Source organism: Bradyrhizobium sp. 199 (assembly GCF_023073355.1).
GTDB lineage: Bacteria > Pseudomonadota > Alphaproteobacteria > Rhizobiales > Xanthobacteraceae > Bradyrhizobium.
On the sequence record NZ_JADPJI010000008.1, the window covers coordinates 1 to 17,603 of the forward strand.

The 17,603-nt window shown below is 63.3% G+C and carries 13 protein-coding genes; 7 read left to right on the forward strand and 6 right to left on the reverse strand.

The features are described 5' to 3' along the window. Positions 1-1,024: 1,024 nt before the first annotated feature. Both IVB28_RS22520 and IVB28_RS22525 read left to right on the forward strand, forming a co-directional pair. Complete coding sequence (locus IVB28_RS22520; protein WP_346730767.1) at positions 1,025-2,698, forward strand: thiamine pyrophosphate-requiring protein; 1,674 nt, start codon at positions 1,025-1,027, stop codon at positions 2,696-2,698. 341 nt (positions 2,699-3,039) lie between these two features. Further along, positions 3,040-5,547: a GAF domain-containing protein gene (locus tag IVB28_RS22525; protein ID WP_247529132.1), complete on the forward strand. Its 2,508-nt coding sequence runs from the start codon at positions 3,040-3,042 to the stop codon at positions 5,545-5,547. Between the two features lie 2 nt (positions 5,548-5,549). Here the strand turns inward: IVB28_RS22525 and IVB28_RS22530 are convergent, their stop codons facing one another. Together IVB28_RS22530 and IVB28_RS22535 are read right to left on the reverse strand one after the other, a co-directional pair. Next, positions 5,550-7,133 carry an MDR family MFS transporter gene (locus IVB28_RS22530; protein WP_247529134.1) on the reverse strand — a complete coding sequence of 528 codons (1,584 nt, stop codon included), beginning with the start codon at positions 7,131-7,133 and terminating at the stop codon, positions 5,550-5,552. A gap of 155 nt (positions 7,134-7,288) precedes the next feature. Next, the gene (locus IVB28_RS22535) at positions 7,289-7,804 is read right to left on the reverse strand and encodes a YcgN family cysteine cluster protein (protein ID WP_247529135.1); all 516 of its coding nucleotides are present in this window, start codon (positions 7,802-7,804) and stop codon (positions 7,289-7,291) included. 280 nt (positions 7,805-8,084) lie between these two features. Here IVB28_RS22535 and IVB28_RS22540 point away from each other — a divergent pair, with 280 nt between their 5' ends. Genes IVB28_RS22540 through IVB28_RS22550 form a run of 3 tightly spaced genes read left to right on the forward strand, consistent with a single transcriptional unit; the run spans position 8,085 to position 11,542 of the window. Further along, on the forward strand, positions 8,085-10,373 hold the full coding sequence (locus tag IVB28_RS22540) for a PBP1A family penicillin-binding protein (RefSeq protein WP_247529136.1): 2,289 nt from the start codon (positions 8,085-8,087) through the stop codon (positions 10,371-10,373). A gap of 9 nt (positions 10,374-10,382) precedes the next feature. After that, positions 10,383-10,961, forward strand: coding sequence for a DUF1214 domain-containing protein (locus tag IVB28_RS22545; RefSeq protein ID WP_247529137.1), 579 nt, complete (start codon positions 10,383-10,385; stop codon positions 10,959-10,961). Beyond that, positions 10,958-11,542, forward strand: coding sequence for a DUF1254 domain-containing protein (locus IVB28_RS22550; protein WP_247529138.1), 585 nt, complete (start codon positions 10,958-10,960; stop codon positions 11,540-11,542). Before IVB28_RS22545 ends, IVB28_RS22550 begins: the two co-directional genes overlap by 4 nt. Positions 11,543-12,041: 499 nt before the next feature. Here the strand turns inward: IVB28_RS22550 and IVB28_RS22555 are convergent, their stop codons facing one another. Further along, on the reverse strand, positions 12,042-12,812 hold the full coding sequence (locus tag IVB28_RS22555; RefSeq protein WP_247529139.1) for an outer membrane beta-barrel protein: 771 nt from the start codon (positions 12,810-12,812) through the stop codon (positions 12,042-12,044). A 751-nt stretch (positions 12,813-13,563) separates the two neighbouring features. Here IVB28_RS22555 and IVB28_RS22560 point away from each other — a divergent pair. Continuing rightward, complete coding sequence (locus tag IVB28_RS22560) at positions 13,564-13,749, forward strand: hypothetical protein (RefSeq protein WP_247529140.1); 186 nt, start codon at positions 13,564-13,566, stop codon at positions 13,747-13,749. A 614-nt stretch (positions 13,750-14,363) separates the two neighbouring features. Here the strand turns inward: IVB28_RS22560 and IVB28_RS22565 are convergent. From IVB28_RS22565 to IVB28_RS22575, 3 genes are all read right to left on the reverse strand, one after another. Continuing rightward, entirely contained in the window at positions 14,364-14,603 is a 240-nt protein-coding gene (locus IVB28_RS22565) for a hypothetical protein (RefSeq protein ID WP_247529141.1), read from the reverse strand. Positions 14,604-15,075: 472 nt separating this feature from the next. Further along, positions 15,076-15,285 (reverse strand): cold-shock protein, encoded by a 210-nt coding sequence (locus IVB28_RS22570; RefSeq protein ID WP_247529142.1) that lies wholly within the window; start codon positions 15,283-15,285, stop codon positions 15,076-15,078. 667 nt (positions 15,286-15,952) lie between these two features. Continuing rightward, positions 15,953-16,909, reverse strand: a complete 957-nt coding sequence (locus IVB28_RS22575; protein ID WP_247529143.1) for a LysR family transcriptional regulator — start codon at positions 16,907-16,909, stop codon at positions 15,953-15,955. Positions 16,910-16,997: 88 nt separating this feature from the next. On the opposite strand from IVB28_RS22575, the gene IVB28_RS22580 reads away from it, so the two are divergent. Further along, positions 16,998-17,561: a nuclear transport factor 2 family protein gene (locus IVB28_RS22580; protein WP_247529144.1), complete on the forward strand. Its 564-nt coding sequence runs from the start codon at positions 16,998-17,000 to the stop codon at positions 17,559-17,561. The last annotated feature ends 42 nt before the right edge of the window (positions 17,562-17,603 follow it).

Below are 17,603 nucleotides of genomic sequence, written 5' to 3' on the forward strand. Positions count from 1 at the left end.
CGCGCGCCGACGCCGTCGCGGCCACCGCATCCCGGCCCGCGTCCCGTGACGATCGCGAAACGCCCCTTGCGGCGGGCGGGATGTCAGGCTTGTACGGCACAACCGAACTTCTGTAAAATCGAATATTTTTGTGCGCGGCGATCGACCCAGCACTGGCGTGTTTTGCCCGTCGGGCACCACAACAGATTGTGGCTGGGATGGGTCGAACTGCTGCGAACCCCAGCTCCGCCGAATGGCCGTTTCGCCGCCGGCGTGACTCGTGATCCAGTCGTTGCTGGCCCATGCGAACCTTCACGCAGGCACGCTGGTCTGAGCCGGCTTTCCGCAACTGCCTGAAGCGCGACGAGATTGCGTCGCGCTACGGCGCTCCCCATTTGTCGCCCACTTTGACGTCGATGCGAGTCCTGATATCCTTTGGCACAGCGCCGCTCGACGAGCGATGCCGTCAATCGATGGACAAGAGCGGCTAAGGATGCGGATGAGAAGCGTGACGCTGTTGGCTCTCGGCCTCCTGTTGATCGGCGTCTGGTCGCAGGATAACGCCAGCGGACAGACTTCGGTCACACCGCCCGTTTCGCTGGTTCCACCAACTGCCACGCCGCCGCGCGCGAACACCAGGAATTCCAGGATTCCGCCGCCGGCCTCGGGCAGAGAGGCTTCACCATCCGTCGTCGGTGGGCCTGCGCCGAATTCGGCGGCCGATTACGATGGCTTCAGCGCCGCTGACGACACTGACGCCCCAAGTCAGGTGACACCGCCCGTGAGGTCCCGCGCCACAAGGGGCCCCAGCTCCGATCCAGATGCAAGCAGCATCGACGGGGAAGACGAGGCGTTGAAACGCAAACTGACGATCTGCAAAAATTGCAAATAGCAGGCGCATAACCCGGAGAATAGCGAGCAAATCCGCGGATGCAGGTATCCCGGATTACGCCGCGCTCCATCCGAGCTATGGCAGTTCGCCGCATAGCTGACTGTCGCCTGCTCACGCTTTACCGCCTCCTCATTTCCTGATCCTCTCTCCCCAATTGCCGGATCAACCGGCCTTGCCAGGGAGAGAGACGCCATGAAGCTCGGCACCGCCATTGCGGAAATCATGCGGCGCGAGGGAATCGAGATCCTCTGCGGCTATCCGGTCAACCATCTGATCGAGCATGCGGCCAAAGCCGAAATCCGCCCCGTGATGGTGCGGCAGGAGCGCGTCGGCATCCACATGGCGGATGCGATCTCGCGGGTGACGTCCGGCCGCAGCATCGGCGCGTTCTGCATGCAGCATGGACCCGGCGCCGAGAACGCGATGGGCGGCGTCGCGCAGTGCTTTGGCGAATCCGTGCCGGTGCTGGTGCTGCCGATGGGCTACCAGCGCAGGCTTGCGCATATCGAGCCGAACTTCAATTCCAGCGAGGCGATGAAGCCGTTCGCGAAATCGTCGGAGCCGATCATTCTCGCTGCTGAAGTCGCCAATATCTTCCGCCGCGCCTTCACCAAGCTGAAGAACGGCCGCGGCGGGCCCGTGATCGTCGAAATTCCCTCCGACATGTGGAACGAAGAGGTGCCGGAGCCGCTCGATTACACGCCGGTGCTGCGCACCCGTTACGGCGCCGACCCTGTTCACGTGAAGGAAGCAGCCGGCCTGCTCGTGAATGCAAAACGAGCTGTGATCTATGCCGGCCAGGGCGTGCACTACGCGCAAGCCTGGCCGCAGCTAAAGCAGCTCGCGGAGCGGCTGGCGATCCCCGTCACCACCAGCTTAGGTGGCAAATCATCGTTCCCCGAAACGCATCCGCTCTCGCTCGGCTCCGGCGGTCTTGCGGTGCCGCGCGCGGTGCCGAAGTTTCTGAGCGAGGCCGACGTCATCTTCGGCATCGGCTGCTCGTTCACCGAAACGAATTTCGGCATCGCGATGCCGAAAGGGAAGACCATCATCCATTCCACGCTCGATCCCAATCATCTCAACAAGGATGTGGAAGCCAGGATCGGTCTCGTCGGTGACGCCGGCCTCGTGCTCGATGCGCTGCTGGAGGAGATCGGCAAGACCGTCACCAGGAATCGCGATGCCTCCGCGGTCGCGGCCGAGATAGCGGCCTCGCACAAGGAGTGGCTGGCGAAATGGATGCCGAAGCTCACCAGCAACGATGCACCGCTCAGCCCCTATCGCGTGCTGTGGGATTTGCAGCACACCGTCGACATCGAGAACACCATCATCACGCATGATGCCGGCAGTCCGCGCGACCAGCTCTCGCCGTTCTGGAAAGCGGTCAAACCCCTCACCTATCTCGGCTGGGGCAAGACGACGCAGCTCGGCTACGGCCTTGGCCTTGCCATGGGCGCCAAGCTCGCAAAGCCCGACAAGCTCTGCATCAATGTCTGGGGCGATGCTGCCATTGGTTTTACGGGCATGGATTTCGAGACCGCGGTGCGCGAGCGCATCCCGATCATGTCGATCCTGCTCAACAACTTCTCGATGGCGATCGAACTGAAGGTGATGCCGGTCTCGACCGAAAAATATCGCTCGACCGACATTTCCGGCGACTATGCCGCAATGGCGCGCGCCTTCGGCGGCTACGGCGAGCGGGTGTTGAGGCCGGAGGACATCGTGCCCGCAATCAAGCGCGGCATCCAGAAGACGCAGGAAGGTGTGCCGGTGCTGCTGGAGTTCATCACAGCCAAGGAGACCGAGGTGTCGCGGCCGGGCACGTGAGACGGGCGCGCTTGACGACGCCCAACGGCTTGCGCCGCGCGCCACCTCTCCCCGGCGGGGAGAGGTCGGATTGCGTCCGGCGATGCGAAGCATCGTCCGGTGTAATCCGGGTGAGGGGCCGCAGCATCCAGTGAGACCGTAACCCCTCACCCGGATTGCATCTTGCGATGCCATCCGACCTCTCCCTAAGGGAGAGGTAGGCGCCCGCCGCTATCTTTCGTGGATTCGACCCGAGCCTGCTTCAGATGGGTGCCGCAGTTGCGGACGGCTGGCTCCCGCCGCAGAAGATGTGATAATCCGGCCCGGTGCCGCGCCTGTCGCGGCATCAAGCCGGATCAGGAATGACGACCCCTTTCAACAAAATCGAGGAACTCGAGCGCCGATTGCAGTCGGCTGCAGCCGAGACTGCGGAGCTGCGCGGCGAGCTTGCGATTGCGCGGGATCGCCAGAGCGCCAGCGCCGAGATCCTGCGCAACATCGCGGCCTCGCCTTCCGATGCCCGGCCCGTCTTCGAGGCGATCGCGTCGAGCTCCAAGCGCTTGCTCGACGGCTTCTCCGCAACCGTGCTTCAATTCAGCGGCGACGAGCTGCATCTCGTGGCGTTCACGCCGATCGACCCGGAGACGGATGAAGGGCTCAAGGCCTCGTTCCCACGCAAGATCGCGGACTTCCCGACCTTTGCCCTGGTGCGCGGCGGCGAGACCATCCAGTTTCCGGACAGCGAAGCCGATGACGTCCCACAGCTGAACCGCGAGCTGGCGCGGCTGCGCGGCTTCCGCAGCGTCCTGTTCATGCCGCTGATGAATCGGGGCGCGCCGGTTGGCATGATCAGCGTTACGCGGGCTGAGCCAGGCGCATTCGCGCCCGACCTCGTGCAGCTGCTCCAGACCTTTGCCGACCAGGCCTTGATCGCGATCGAGAATGCGCGGCTGTTCAACGAGACCCGCGGAGCGCTCGAGCGCCAGACCGCGACCGCCGATATCCTGAAGGTGATGGCGGCCTCGCCCTCGGACGTGCAGCCGGTGTTCGAGGCCATCGCCGCCAATGCCAACCGGCTGATCGGCGGCTTTTCCACGGCGGTGCTGCGCTATGTCGACGGCGCCGCGCACCTTGCCGCGTTCACGCCGACCGATCCGGCTGGCGATCGCGTGCTCCAGGCCTCGTTCCCGGTGCTCTTCGCCCAGTTCCCGCCCTACCAGCTGGTGGCCCATGGTGCCGCCGCGCAGCTGCCCGACACCGAGCTCGAGCCGGCCGCGCGCGACATCGCGCGCGCCCGCGGTTATCGCAGCATGTTGTTTGCGCCCTTGATGAGTGAAGGCGAGGCCATCGGCATCATCATCACGACGCGCCGCGCGACCGGCAACTTCGCCGAGCATCATGTGCGGCTGCTGCAGACTTTCGCGGATCAGGCCGTGATCGCAATCAAGAATGTCAGCCTGTTCAATGAAGCCCGAGCGAGAACCCGCGATCTCGAAGAATCGCTCCAGCAGCAGACCGCGACCGCAGACGTACTCAAGGTCATCAGCCGCTCGACCTTCGATCTGCAGACGGTTCTCGAGACACTGATAAAATCCGCCGTCCAATTGAGCGGCACCAATCGGGGGTCGATTTTCCTTCGTGAAGGAGACGTGTTTCCGCTCAAGGCTGCCTCCAGCACCACCCCCGAGTTCTTGCAATATTGGGCGGCCAATCCGGCCAAGGCCGGCCGCGGATCGGCGACCTCGCGCGTCATCTCATCGGGAAAGATCGAACTCATTCCAGATGTTCTCGATGATCCGGAAATGCAAATGACCGCGAGCTCACTGGTCAGCATCCGCGCGGCACTGGGCGTGCCGCTGCTCCGCGACGACAAGGTCGAAGGGGTGCTGGTGCTGACGAGACCGGAGCCTGGTCCGTTCACCAAAAGCCAGATCGATCTGGTGCAAACCTTCGCGGACCAGGCCGTCATTGCAGTCGAGAACGTCCGTTTGTTCGAGGAAGCCCAGGACCGCACGCGCGAGCTTGCCCGATCTCTCGACGATCTGCGCGCCGCTCAAGACCGGCTGGTCCAGACCGAGAAGCTCGCATCGCTCGGCCAGCTCACCGCCGGCATCGCGCATGAGATCAAGAACCCGCTCAACTTCGTCAACAATTTTGCATCGCTCTCCGCCGAATTGACCGAGGAGCTGAACGAGGTGCTCGCACCGGCGGCCCTCGCGGGCGAAATCCGCAGCCAAGTCGATGAGCTCACGGGACTCCTGAAGGACAATCTCGAAAAGATCGTGCAGCACGGACGGCGCGCCGATTCTATCGTCAAGAACATGCTGCTGCATTCGCGCGAGGGCGGCGGCGAGCATCGCCTGAGCGACATCAACGCGGTGGTCGAAGAAAGCCTCAACCTCGCCTATCACGGCGCGCGGGCCGAGAAGCCGCAGTTCAACGTGACGCTCGAGCGCGAGCTCGATCCGGTGGCAGGCTCAGCCGATGTGTTCCCGCAGGAGATCACCCGGGTGCTGCTGAACCTGATCTCGAACGGATTCCATGCCGTCGCCAAGCGCAAGGCGGAGAACGCTGAGGCCGGTTACGCGCCGGTCGTGACCGCCGCGACCCGCGACCGCGGCGATCACATCGAGATCCGCATTCGCGACAACGGCACGGGCATCCCGGACGAGGTGAAGGAGAAGATGTTCAATCCGTTCTTCACCACCAAGCCGGCCGGCGAAGGCACTGGGCTCGGGTTGTCGATGAGCCACGACATCGTGGTGAAGCAACATGGCGGCACGATCGACGTCGCGACCGAGCCGGGCAAGTTCACCGAATTCACGATCGTGCTGCCGCGCAAGAGTGGCTTCCCGGATCGAGGCGGATAAGCCTACTCCGCCATCTCGACGTGCTTGGTGACGGTGGGACCGGCGAGGGGCCGCTCCTCCATCATGATCAGGCAGAGCGCAGCACCGGTCATCAGCGCGGTGGCGGCGCCGAACACGTAACGGAACGCGTGCCGCATGTCGTCGGCGGGAATTGCGACGGCGCCCGCGGCGTGATGCTCGCCGGCGAGCGGAACGTCGATGCCGAGCGCGATGAGCAGGATGGCTGCGAAAGCGGCGACCGTGAAGGACGACATCAGCGAACGGAAGAAGTTCAAGGCGCCGGTGATGGTGCCGACCTGCGGCCGCGCCACCGAATTCTGTACCGAGACCACGCAGACCGGAAAGGTGGTGCCGAGGCCGAGCGCAAACGCCGCCATCAGCGTCAGCAGGCCCCATAGCGGGAGCGTTGCCAGCGTGAGGCCAAGGCCACACAGCGCGGCCCAGGACGTGCCGATGATGGCGACGCGCTTGTAGTGCTTGGCCCGCGCCATGGTGCGGCCGGCGATGGCCGCACCGCAGGTCGAGACCGCGGCGAGCGGAATGAGCGCAAGACCCGCCTCGCTGGCACTGAGGTGATAGACGGATTCGTAATAAAGCGGGAGCTGGACCGTGAGGCCCGTGATGGCGCCGAGAGCGCAACCGCCGGCCGTCAGCCCGAACGGCACGACACGACCGCCGAGCAGCGGCAGCGGCAGGAACGGCTCGTCGGCGCGACGCGCGTGCCAGACGAAGGTGACGACTAGCGCGACCGCGCCGCCAACCATCGCGAGCACCGTCGGCGAGAGCCAGGGAAAGCGCGTACCACCCCAGGTCAGCACCAGCATGAAGACGACGGCAGAGGCCATCAGCAGAACGCCGCCGAGCCAGTCGACCTTGCGCTTGCGGTGGAATACCGGGATCTTCTTCATCTTCGGCAGCAGCAGCGCCAGCGCCGCGGCCGTCAGCGGCAGATTGATCCAGAAGATCATCGACCAGTGCAGATGCTCGGCGAACACGCCGCCGATGACCGGGCCGAGGATGCCGCCGACCATCCACACGCTGGAGAAATAGGCCTGATATTGACCGCGCTCGCGCGGTGAGACGACGTCGGAGATCACCGTCTGCACCACGGGCATGATGCCGCCGCCGCCGAGCCCCTGAAGGCCGCGCGCCAGGATCAGCATCGGCATGTTCGGCGCGATCGCGCAAAGCACCGAGCCCGCCACGAACAGGCTGAGCGAAATGATGATCATGGCGCGCCGGCCGTAAATGTCGCTCAAGGTGCCGAACACCGGCGCGACCGCGGTCGAGGCGAGCAGATAGGCGGTGATGACCCAGGAGAGATTGGAGACGTCCTGGAACTGGCGTCCGATGGTCGGCAGCGCGGTCGCCACGATGGTCTGGTCGAGGGCGGCCAGGAACATCGTCAGCATCAGGCTGACGACGATGGTGCGGACCTCGTCCCGCGACAGCGGCGCCGGCGGCGCGATGGACGGGGCATCATCGACGCTGATGACCTCGCTCGGAAGCCGGGACAGCTCTTCGGCGATTTCGTCGGGCAAAGTCTGGATATCGGCAGAACTGCTCTGCCGTTCGAACTTGTTCATCTCGCTCGGACGTGGTGGGGCGGCGCAACGCCGCGAAGGATTCGTTCTATGCAGCCAATGTAGACAGCAAAGTTCTTCCCAGGCAGGCACCGCCGCGCATGGGAGCATCCCACCCGCGCGTCATCCCGAACAATTGAACGGCGGCGTGCGTCGGATCAGTCCTTCGGGCGTCGTTTCAAGCGGGCCCGTTTCGGCAGCAAGGCCGGCCATTGCACGATGTGGTCCTCGAGCTCCTCGTCCGGGATCTCCTCCTCGCTGCCCTCGACCCGGCCGCGCACGGAGACGCCGGCGTCATGCACGGAGTTGGGATCGCCTGACACCAGAGGATGCCACCAATAGAGATCGCGGCCCTCGGCGACGAGCTTGTAGCCGCAGCTCGGCGGCAGCCAGTTCAGGGTGCGGACATTGGCCGGCGTCAGGCGGACGCAATCCGGAACCTTGTCGGACCGATTCGGATAGTCCTTGCAGCCGCAGCTGGCACCATCGAGCAGCTTGCAGCCGATATGGGTGAAATAGATCTCGCCGGTGTCCTCGTCCTCGAGCTTGTTCAGGCAGCAGCGCCCGCAGCCGTCGCACAGGCTTTCCCATTCGGGCCCCGACATCTCTTCCAACGTCTTGGTTTTCCAGAAGAATCCTTCCTGGCCTGAAGGTCGTTTGGGAACTGCGGTCATGCGCCTCAATAAAACTTCAAAAGGGCTACGGCAACGCCATCTAGGGCGTGCGGCCGGGGTGGTGCAAGCAACGCGCCTTTGGGCCCGGGGTCAATTAGGCCTGTTGTTCAAAACCGCGAGCGTGACCATTGGTTTATGGGCTCCGCTCGGCTAGAAGGAACACCAAGTCCCTCGGATGCTGGCCGGGCGCCTTGGGTTTGCCGCAACGTTCCCCCAAGACGTCTCGATGCCGCCCGGCCGGGTGCTTGGACGCTTTTGAAGCGAGCCTCAAGGGTTCTAGGTGCGCCAGATCATACCACCGCATTGGAAGCAGAAGGTCCGGAACTTCTTCCTGGACCTCGATGCGCGCATTGACTCCTCGCTGTTCTCCTCGGCCAAGGGCATCCGCGAACTCTACGAGCGCTACTCGACCTTCATGGACCGCTTCTATGTCGGGCGGTGGAAGCGCTGGGTGTTCATCGAGCCGCTGTCGGAGGCCGCGACCCTCGGCCTCGGCGGCCTGGTCGTGATGCTCACCCTCGCCATCCCCGCCTTCCGCGAGACCGCGGACGAGGACTGGCTGAAGAAGTCCGACCTCGCGGTGACCTTCCTCGATCGCTACGGCAACCCGATCGGCAGCCGCGGCATCAAGCACAACGATTCGATCCCGCTGGAAGATTTTCCGGACGTGCTGATCAAGGCGACGCTGGCGACCGAAGACCGCCGCTTCTACGAGCATTTCGGCATCGACATCGCCGGCACCGCGCGGGCGCTCGTCACCAACGCCCAGGCCGGCGGCGTCCGCCAGGGCGGCTCGTCAATCACGCAGCAGCTCGCCAAGAATCTGTTCCTGAGCAACGAGCGCACCATCGAGCGCAAGGTCAACGAGGCCTTCCTCGCGGTCTGGCTGGAATGGCGCCTGACCAAAAATGAGATCCTCAAGCTGTATCTGGACCGCGCCTATATGGGCGGCGGCACCTTCGGCGTCGACGGCGCGGCGCATTTCTACTTCAACAAATCCGCCCGCGACGTGACGCTGGCGGAAGCTGCGATGCTTGCCGGCCTGTTCAAGGCGCCGACCAAATACGCTCCCCACATCAACCTGCCCGCCGCCCGCGCCCGCGCCAACGTCGTGCTCGACAACCTCGTCGATGCCGGCTTCATGACCGAGGGCCAGGTGTTCGGCGCCCGCCGCAACCCGGCCTTCGCGGTCGACCGCCGTGATGAGGCCTCGCCGAACTATTATCTCGACTACGCCTTCGACGAGATGCGCAAGCTGGTCGACACCTTCCCGAAGTCGTACACTGAACGCGTCTTCGTGGTCCGCCTCGCCCTGGACGCCAACGTGCAGAAGGCCGCCGAAGACGCGGTCGAGAACCAGCTGCGCCAGTTCGGCCGCGACTATCACGCGACGCAAGCCGCGACCGTGGTGTCCGATCTCGACGGCGGCATCCGCGCCATGGTCGGCGGCCGCGACTACGGCGCCAGCCAGTTCAACCGCGCTACCGACGCCTATCGCCAGCCCGGCTCCTCCTTCAAGCCTTATGTCTACACCACCGCGTTGCTGAACGGCTTCACGCCGAACTCGATCGTGGTCGACGGCCCGGTCTGCATCGGCAATTGGTGTCCGCAGAACTATGGCCATTCCTATTCCGGCTCGGTGACGCTGACGCAGGCGATCACCCGCTCGATCAACGTCGTGCCGGTGAAGCTGTCGATCGCCATCGGCCAGAAGAATGAGCCCAAAGCGCAGAACCCGGCCAAGGTTGGCCGCGCCAAGATCGTCGAGGTCGCGCGCCGCTTCGGCCTCAAGGCGCCGCTGCCCGACACGCCCTCGCTGCCGATCGGTTCGGACGAAGTCACCGTGCTCGAGCACGCGGTCGCCTACGCGACCTTCCCCAACCGCGGCAAGGCGGTGACACCGCATTCCGTGCTGGAGGTGCGCACCGGCGCGGGCGATCCGGTCTGGCGCTGGGACCGCGACGGCCCCAAGCCGCGGCAGGCGATCCCCGCCTCCGTTGCCGCCGACATGGCGGGCATGATGAGCCACGTCGTCAGCGAAGGCACCGCGCGCCGCGCAGCCCTCGACGGCATTCCAACGGCGGGCAAGACCGGCACGACCAACGCGTACCGCGATGCCTGGTTCGTCGGCTACACCGGCAATTTCACCTGCGCGGTGTGGTACGGCAATGACGACTATTCACCGACCAATCGCATGACCGGCGGCTCGCTGCCGGCGCAGACCTGGCACGACATCATGCTCGCGGCGCATCAGGGCGTCGAGGTCCGGGAGATCCCCGGCATCGGCATGGGCCAGAAGCTGCCGCCACAGCATGTCAGCAACGCGCAGGCCAATGCGGCGCCGAAGATCCTGGAGACCAAGCCCGGTCCGCCGCCGGTGCTGACCAAGCGCGGCGCCGACATCCTGGTACGTGTCGAGAAGCTGCTGGACGACGCGGCCAAGACGGCAAAGAAATCGGCCGATGCCGGCACCAAGCCGGCCGGGCCCTCCGCGGCGACGAGCGCGCTCGCCTTCCCGCAGAACTATGCGGAAGAGAATGCCAACGCCTCCGTCCCGCGCAAGAACTGATCGAAACAAGTGCGGCTGATCCTGATCACATTGACGGCGCTCCTTCTCGCAGGCGTGGTCGGCGTCGGCGCGACCTGGATGACGACGACGCGCGGCACCGAGATCGGCGCGCTGACCATCGGCGCCTGGACCGCGCGGCCGCGCACCGGCACCGCCGACGTCGATCCCTATTCGCGCGCCACGATCGTCCGTAACGGCGAGCTGCCGATCGGCACCGGGGACGGCGTCGCCTTCACCGCCACCACTGACGACAAGAAAAAAGCGCTCGACGGCCGCTGCGAGGTCGTCGTCTCCGGCGTGACGCCGCCGGCGCGGTTCTGGACGCTGACGCTCTATGACCGCAAGGGCCACCTCGTCGCCAATTCACTCCAGCGCTACGGCTTTACCAGCCAGGAGATCGTGCGGTCGTCCGACGGCTCCTTCGAGATCCGCATCGCCTCGCGCTCGCGCGCCGGCAACTGGCTGCCGACTGGCGGCATCGAGCGCTACGCCTTGATGCTGCGGCTCTACGACACGCCGGTTGGCGTGGCCACCCGCACCCAGCGCGATGCACCGATGCCTTCCATCTCGACGGTGGGCTGCTCATGATCCGGCTGCTGTTCACCATCGTCGCCGGCGTGGTGCTGGGCCTCGTGGTCCATCTCGTCAGCGTGCTGGCGCTGCCGCGGATCGCAACGCAGGATGCCTATTCGCGGCTGACGCCGATGACGAAGCTCAACGGCGTCAGCCAGCTTCCCCTCGCCGATCCGCAGACCTCACCAATGCCGTTCATGGACCCGGCCTTTGCGCTGGCGATCTGCCGCTACGACCTCACAAGCGGGCCGATCAAGCTCACGGTGCCGGTGAGCCAGGCCTACACCTCGGTGTCGTTCTACACCCGCAACGAGATCGCCTATTACGCCATCAACGACCGCTCTGCGGGCCGCAAGGTAATCGAGCTCGATTTGATGACGGAAGCGCAGCACAACGAGCTGCCCGAGGACGAAGAGGTCACCGCCGCCGACCGCCTGATCATCGATTCCCCCAGCGCCACCGGCCTGATCGTGATGAAGGCACTCGCTCCCGAGCCCGGCCTGATGCCGCAGGCGCAGGCAACGCTTGCAGCCGCAAGCTGCGGACCGCAGACCGATCAGCCCGCCAAGGCCGAGGCGCCGCGCGGCCGGCGCTGACGCGGGGGTTTCGGCAACCTCAAGACAAAACGTGAAAAACAACCCCATGCACAGTAGCGGGGGCATTGAACTATTGGCTCCTTTGGTCGGCGTGAACAGGGGCTCGGCGGTTTGAGCCTCCATGCCCGTCTTACTGTTCAGCTTTGCCTCGTCGGGCAAAACACCGGCAGAATGGTAGCATCGAAAATTTCGTAACGCCCGCGCGGAGCAGTCCGTCGCGGCTTTCTCGTGTTGGAGAAGGATCGCCGCGATCGAAGGAACCCTATCGTTCCCCACAGCAAGCGCGGACACGGATCCCAGCAAGACCGCACTGGAACGGGCCGGTGGCCTGGATTCGCGATGTGTCTGTTCAGACAATCAGAGAGGGCGAGTGCGCCTGCGCCTGCTCTCACGATCCGGGAATAAAACGGTCGTCAGTGAACAGTGCGGACACGCAAAAAGGCAAGAAGCCGGCGCAAGGCCGGCTTCTGCGAGTTTTGAATGCTGAAGACAGCGAAGCTCAATACCGCGCGACGACAGGACCGCCGAACCGATAGTTGATGCGCGCCGTGACCACATCGACGTCCTGGCCGATACGATCGACCCGGATGATGCCCCCCACCGGAGCGATCGCACCAGTCGACGACATCGCTACGTCACGGTGACCCATGAACATGTGGTTGTACTCGACGCCAACCGACCAGTTGGGTGTGAAGCCGTATTCCAAGCCGACGCCCACCGTGCCGCCCCACCGGGTTTCGGTGCCCGAATCGAACACCACGTCGCCGGGAATGGTCCGGCCGGCGTACTTGTCGTGGGTGACGGCTGCGCCGCCTTTCACGTACAGGAGGACATTGTTCCAGGTGTAGCCGATCTGTCCCGTGAAAAGACCGAAAGCGTCGACCTTGGATTGATTTCGGGCGATGATGAAGGTGCTGGAGTTGGATCCGTTGAAATCCGCCCAGTTGCCCTGTGCTTCGAGTCCGAACACATAGGCTCCCGTCTGCCAGCGGTAGCCGATTTGGCCACCGACCGTACCGCCCGATGCATCGTGGCAGCCTTCAGCACCAGCAGGAACCACCGGAAAACCGACGAACTGGGTCATATCCCAGCACTTGCGGCTCGTACCCCAGCCGCCGTTAGCGCCGATGTAGAAGCCGCTCCAGTCGTACATCGCAACGGCCATCGGCGGCGCCTTGGTGTACGGACGGGCCGCCAGATCAGCTGCGCTGGCCGGAGCCGCCAAACCCAGAGCCAGTGTTCCGGCCGCAGCCATCAAAAGCTTCTTCATACGAGTGCCTCCCCGGGAGAAACGAGATCAATGAATTAGTGCGTTCGCCCACTTGCCGATCCAACCTACGGTATCAACCTGCCGATTGCTGTAGTTGGCCTGCAACACCACGGCGCAAAAAGAACCAGAAAGTCTCATGCATTTAAGCATTTGGCGGCCCCAAACGCGCTTGGCCGCATCCGGCTATGCCGATGCGGCGCTTGCGGCCCCCGCCTCGCCACAGGTCACCGGCGGAACTAGGGGCGCCATCGAGGGAAACGAGCTGGCGACGCTTAGCTTCTTTCACCCCGCGCTGAACCTGGCCATCAATCTAGACGGCTCCTCGTAGGCAAACGAAAGGATAACCGCCGGCCTCTGGCCAGGCGGCAAGTTACCAAAAATGTTCCCGGGAGGTTTCCTTTTTGCCCACCTTCCTCCATAGTTCGGCTATGGCAAAAGTAAAAGTGAGCTTCAAACCGGTTCGTAAGTCCGAGGGCGAATGGATCATCATCGCCGAGTACCCGGGCGCAGAACCCCGAGAGATAACGGGCTTCACGAGCAAGGCCGATATTGACGATTGGATGAATGGAGAGCGTCGGATCTCTTGGCTCCGGTCACAGGGTTACGCGAAGTGACGCGGTAACTTCTTCCTCCGCCTATCGCGTGCGTTTGGCGCGACGCGCGGCGAGGTCTGGCAAATTTGCGGCCAGCTGTTATGGCCACCAGCGCAAAAGGACGATGCGGCCATGATCAATGGTGCAAGGATCCCGTAATGAGCAAACCGAAACGCTCCGCCGAGCAGCAGATCGCCGATGAGGCGGACCGAAGGGCGCAAAACCCGAACGGAGCGCGGCAGACCATCGCAGATAGCCAAGCCGACCCAGAGTTTCACGAAAACCACAAGCGTCTCAGGGCGGAGCGGTTGGCGCGAGATGCGGCGCACAAGTCATCCAAATGAGTCACCTGGCCGGGTGCGCAACGTTTTGTTCCGCTTTCCCGGGACATTGGATCCTCCGCAAACCGGCTCGCGTCCGACGAACCCACGCGTCGCCTTTTGGGCTGCGATTGAGCTCCCGCGGCCTGACCTTTTTCGCCTAGCTACCTTCCGGCTCCGTGCAGGGCAATCGGATGGCATTTTTCACGAGCTGGGCGCATTGGGGCTCGTTAAAATTGTTGCCCCGCGCTCAGCCCTCGTCCTGAGGGCCCGCCAGCGGCGGGCGTCTCGAAGGATGGCCAGAAGGCGTTCCCAAATGCAATTGCCTCCGACGCTGTGGGAGGCCAATGGAGGCTTCGGGAACGATCCGGGATTCACTGAAAATACGAAAGCTGATCTTCCGTAACGACGCGCTCGATCTTCTCGGACTTGCACTTGATGCGGTACCTAACTCGTCCATCGGACTCGATGGGCATGTGCTGGACGATCGTGTAAATCATCGGCGGCTCAGTTGCGGCGCGCCCTTGTGGGCCTTGAGCCTGGTGGCGAACGTCTTCATTCAGCTTATAGGCATATGGCATGTTTTTACCTCAACGTTTGCGGGTTCTAACCAGCCCCATGTGTCCCAGGCGGATCCTCTAATCCTCGAGAATGGATTTCGTTGCCTCGAATATTTGTTCCGCCGTACCCTTGATCGTACCCTTCGCCCAAGCCTGAAACACGGTGACGTATGCGCTCTTGTAAGCCGCGTCGTCTGCAGAAAAGTAGACTTCATCTGTGGCGATATCCAAGACAAGCGCTCCCTTATCGATGCAAATTTCCTCGACGAGGGCCAGGCGCTCTTCGTGCTCGGCCAGATGACGTTTTACAATGCTCATTGAATCTCCTGCTTGGTACAGACCATATCACGTTCCGGATCTACCCACGCCAGGTGAATATGCCGACGTGGTCGGCAGAAGGTTGAACCATCTTACCGGAGCAGCCTGTGAACATCGACGAGGGGCCATTGCCTCGGTTCGGCCATGGGCCGCGCCGCACCGACAGGAGCGGCAATGAGAGCGCGCATGCCGGTTTATGCGCCTGAAAGACAAGACAAGCCACTGCGGAATTCGATCTGCGCGATGAACTCCGCGACAGCGGCCCGCTCGTTTCAGCAGTTCAGTCTGAGCCGTTATCGTAGCTCAGCAAGTGCAGGCGCCAATTGTTGAAGCGAAGCACGGACCAGCCTGCTTTTGGATCTCGTTTGCCGGACTGAATCAAAACCCCGCTCCCGATGGCTCGGGGCGGGGCAGGACCACAAGCTCTGCCAGTACATCCGTGGCTAGAGCGACAGGTCTGTCGTGCTCTTAACTAAGCAGCACGAAGATTTTCGGCAGCAGACTTGCCGGTACGACGGTCTGCGACGACCTCGTAAGACAACGTCTGACCTTCGTTCAGAGTTCCCATACCGGCGCGTTCGACCGCACTGATGTGAACAAAAACGTCGTTGCTGCCGTTTGATGGCTGGATGAAGCCGAAGCCCTTTTGGCTGTTAAACCACTTCACTGTACCTGTGTTCATCAGGTTTCCTTTCGTACGCGCAGGACCCGGCGCGCAGAGTTGCGGCCAGTGGTCCGGTTAGTCGATGTGGAGAATGTCTGAAACGTGCGCGCCGTCAGGATATGAGGCGAAAGCGGAACAGTTGTTCGGCCAGTATCGATGGAACAGACAATACACCAGCAATTGAGAGACTTCAAGGAGGAAGCCAACGGTGCATCACGCGGGCGCTCATTGCTGCTCGAACACATTGCAACGATGCTGATGAGGTAGGCCTTCCGAGAACCGGCCCATCGCCTAACGCGCGTCGGACGATGGGCCGTTCCGGGTGGATGACGCAGACCTGGAGGGGTCCAGGGATCGCGCCACAGACCGGTATCTCAATCGACCGACGAGCGAGTCGTTCCTGTCAGAAGCCCAAACAGAAGCCACTCCACCGCCGGCCCCGTCGAGCGCTCTCAGCCTTGTTGGCCGCGAGAGCTTGTCTTGGATGTAGCTGCGACCTTCCCCGATCTCGAGCGGGCGGTTCACGCAAGGGGTGGGGGTGGGATGCAACGATCTCGCGGAAAGATTCTGGATTGCGTCGCTGCGCTTCAATGACGAGGAGAGTTGCCGTAGCCGAACTGCTATTCTCTCCGCCGTACCAGGTCCCCATCGATGTCGGATCCGGATTGCCACCTTCGCTCACAAATCAAGAATTCCGCTCCGAACCGCTCTCCTCGACGACCAGTTCCGTCAGCCATGCGACGCCCGCATCCATCACGGCCGCCTTAGTTGCGACGGCCTGGATCACATCCGATTTGCGCTCGATCGGAAGTTCGACGGCGGCGAGCCCGAAGCGGGCTGCATAGCTGTCGAGCAGACGGCGCGGCAATGCCGCAATCATATCGGAATTCGAAAGCTGGCTGAGGGCCATCATGAAGGTCGGCACGGTCATGGCAACGCGGCGCTGCAGGCCGCGCTTTCCCAACAAGTCATCGACAAAACTGCGGGGGTCGCCGTCGAGGGACACGAGGAGGTGCTGAGCCTTGCAAAACGCGGAGAGAGTCCGAGTGCGCGCGAACGAGTGCCCTTTGCGCATCGCGACGACGAAGTCTTCATTGTAAAGCCGTCGCGCTTCGAAGCGCTTCGGCAGCGTACGCAGGGGCAGGATGGCCAGATCGATGTCGCGCTTTTCCAGCTTCTGCAGGCTGTCCTGCCAAGGGTGCTCCCGCGCGCCTGTGTGCCGTCCGGGCATAAGATGAATTAGGGCCAGATCGACCCGGGGCGCCTTCTTCCTGAGCCGCTCTGCAAGCGGGATCATCAGCGAGGCCATGATCCCATCGGGCGCGCCGATCACGAAACGGCGGCTGCTGGTCGACGCATCGAAGGGGGCTGCCGAGGCCATCACACGTCCCACGCGGGCCAGAATGTCCGCCACGGGATCGCCAAGCTCCAGTGCCCGCACCGTTGGCACGACACCCTTCGGAGTGCGCAGGAAAAGAGGGTCATTGAATAAATGCCGCAGTCGCCCGAGCGAGTGGCTTACGGCGGATGGCGTAATGTTCAGACGGCTGGCTGCACGCGCCACATGGCCCTCCTCCAATACGGTGTGGAAGAGGACGAGCAAGTTGAGATCTACTTTCGATAGATGAATCTGGTTCAGCATAATGCTGAAGACATATCACTGGATTCACGTATCACAAAGCCCTACCGGTTTCCTCGCACCAAGTAGCGCCCAGCCCGAAAGAGGTCATATGCCCCAGCAGAACCAGGACAAGTGCGCACCAGCCAAGGTATCGCGAAGGGGGGCGTTGACGGCCGTCGCGGCCTCCTTCCTATCCGTCCAACTTCCGGCCGGCCTGGCTGCCGCTGACGATGAGGTCGCTCGCCTTGCAAAGCGCGCCGCCGAAAAGAACGCCGCTTTCATGCGCGGCGACATCCATCACTGGCTCGGTCTCGCCCATATTGCATCGGACTTCACGCTAATGCAGCCGTTCGGCGGACCCGCCAGTCACGGATTCAATGGCAGCCCAGAGCGGCTCGCGGAGTTGGCCCGGATGTTCAGGAACGGTGAAACCAGCCTTGAGGTCGCGCAGACCTATGCGTCGGATACCCTCATCGTTCTCGTCATGATCGAGCGGCAGACAGCCGAGATCGGCGGCTTGCCCGGGCAAGACTGGTCGCTCCGCGTGACCGAAGTCTACCGCAAGGACCTGGACGAATGGCGGCTGGTGCATCGCCATGCTGACCCGCTCGTTCATCGTATTACGCTGCAGCAGGCGGCGATACTTGCTCGCGGCGGACGTGAGGGCGAATGATCATGACGGAGCCGAAGCCAATTGTCCCGCACGAGCATGCCA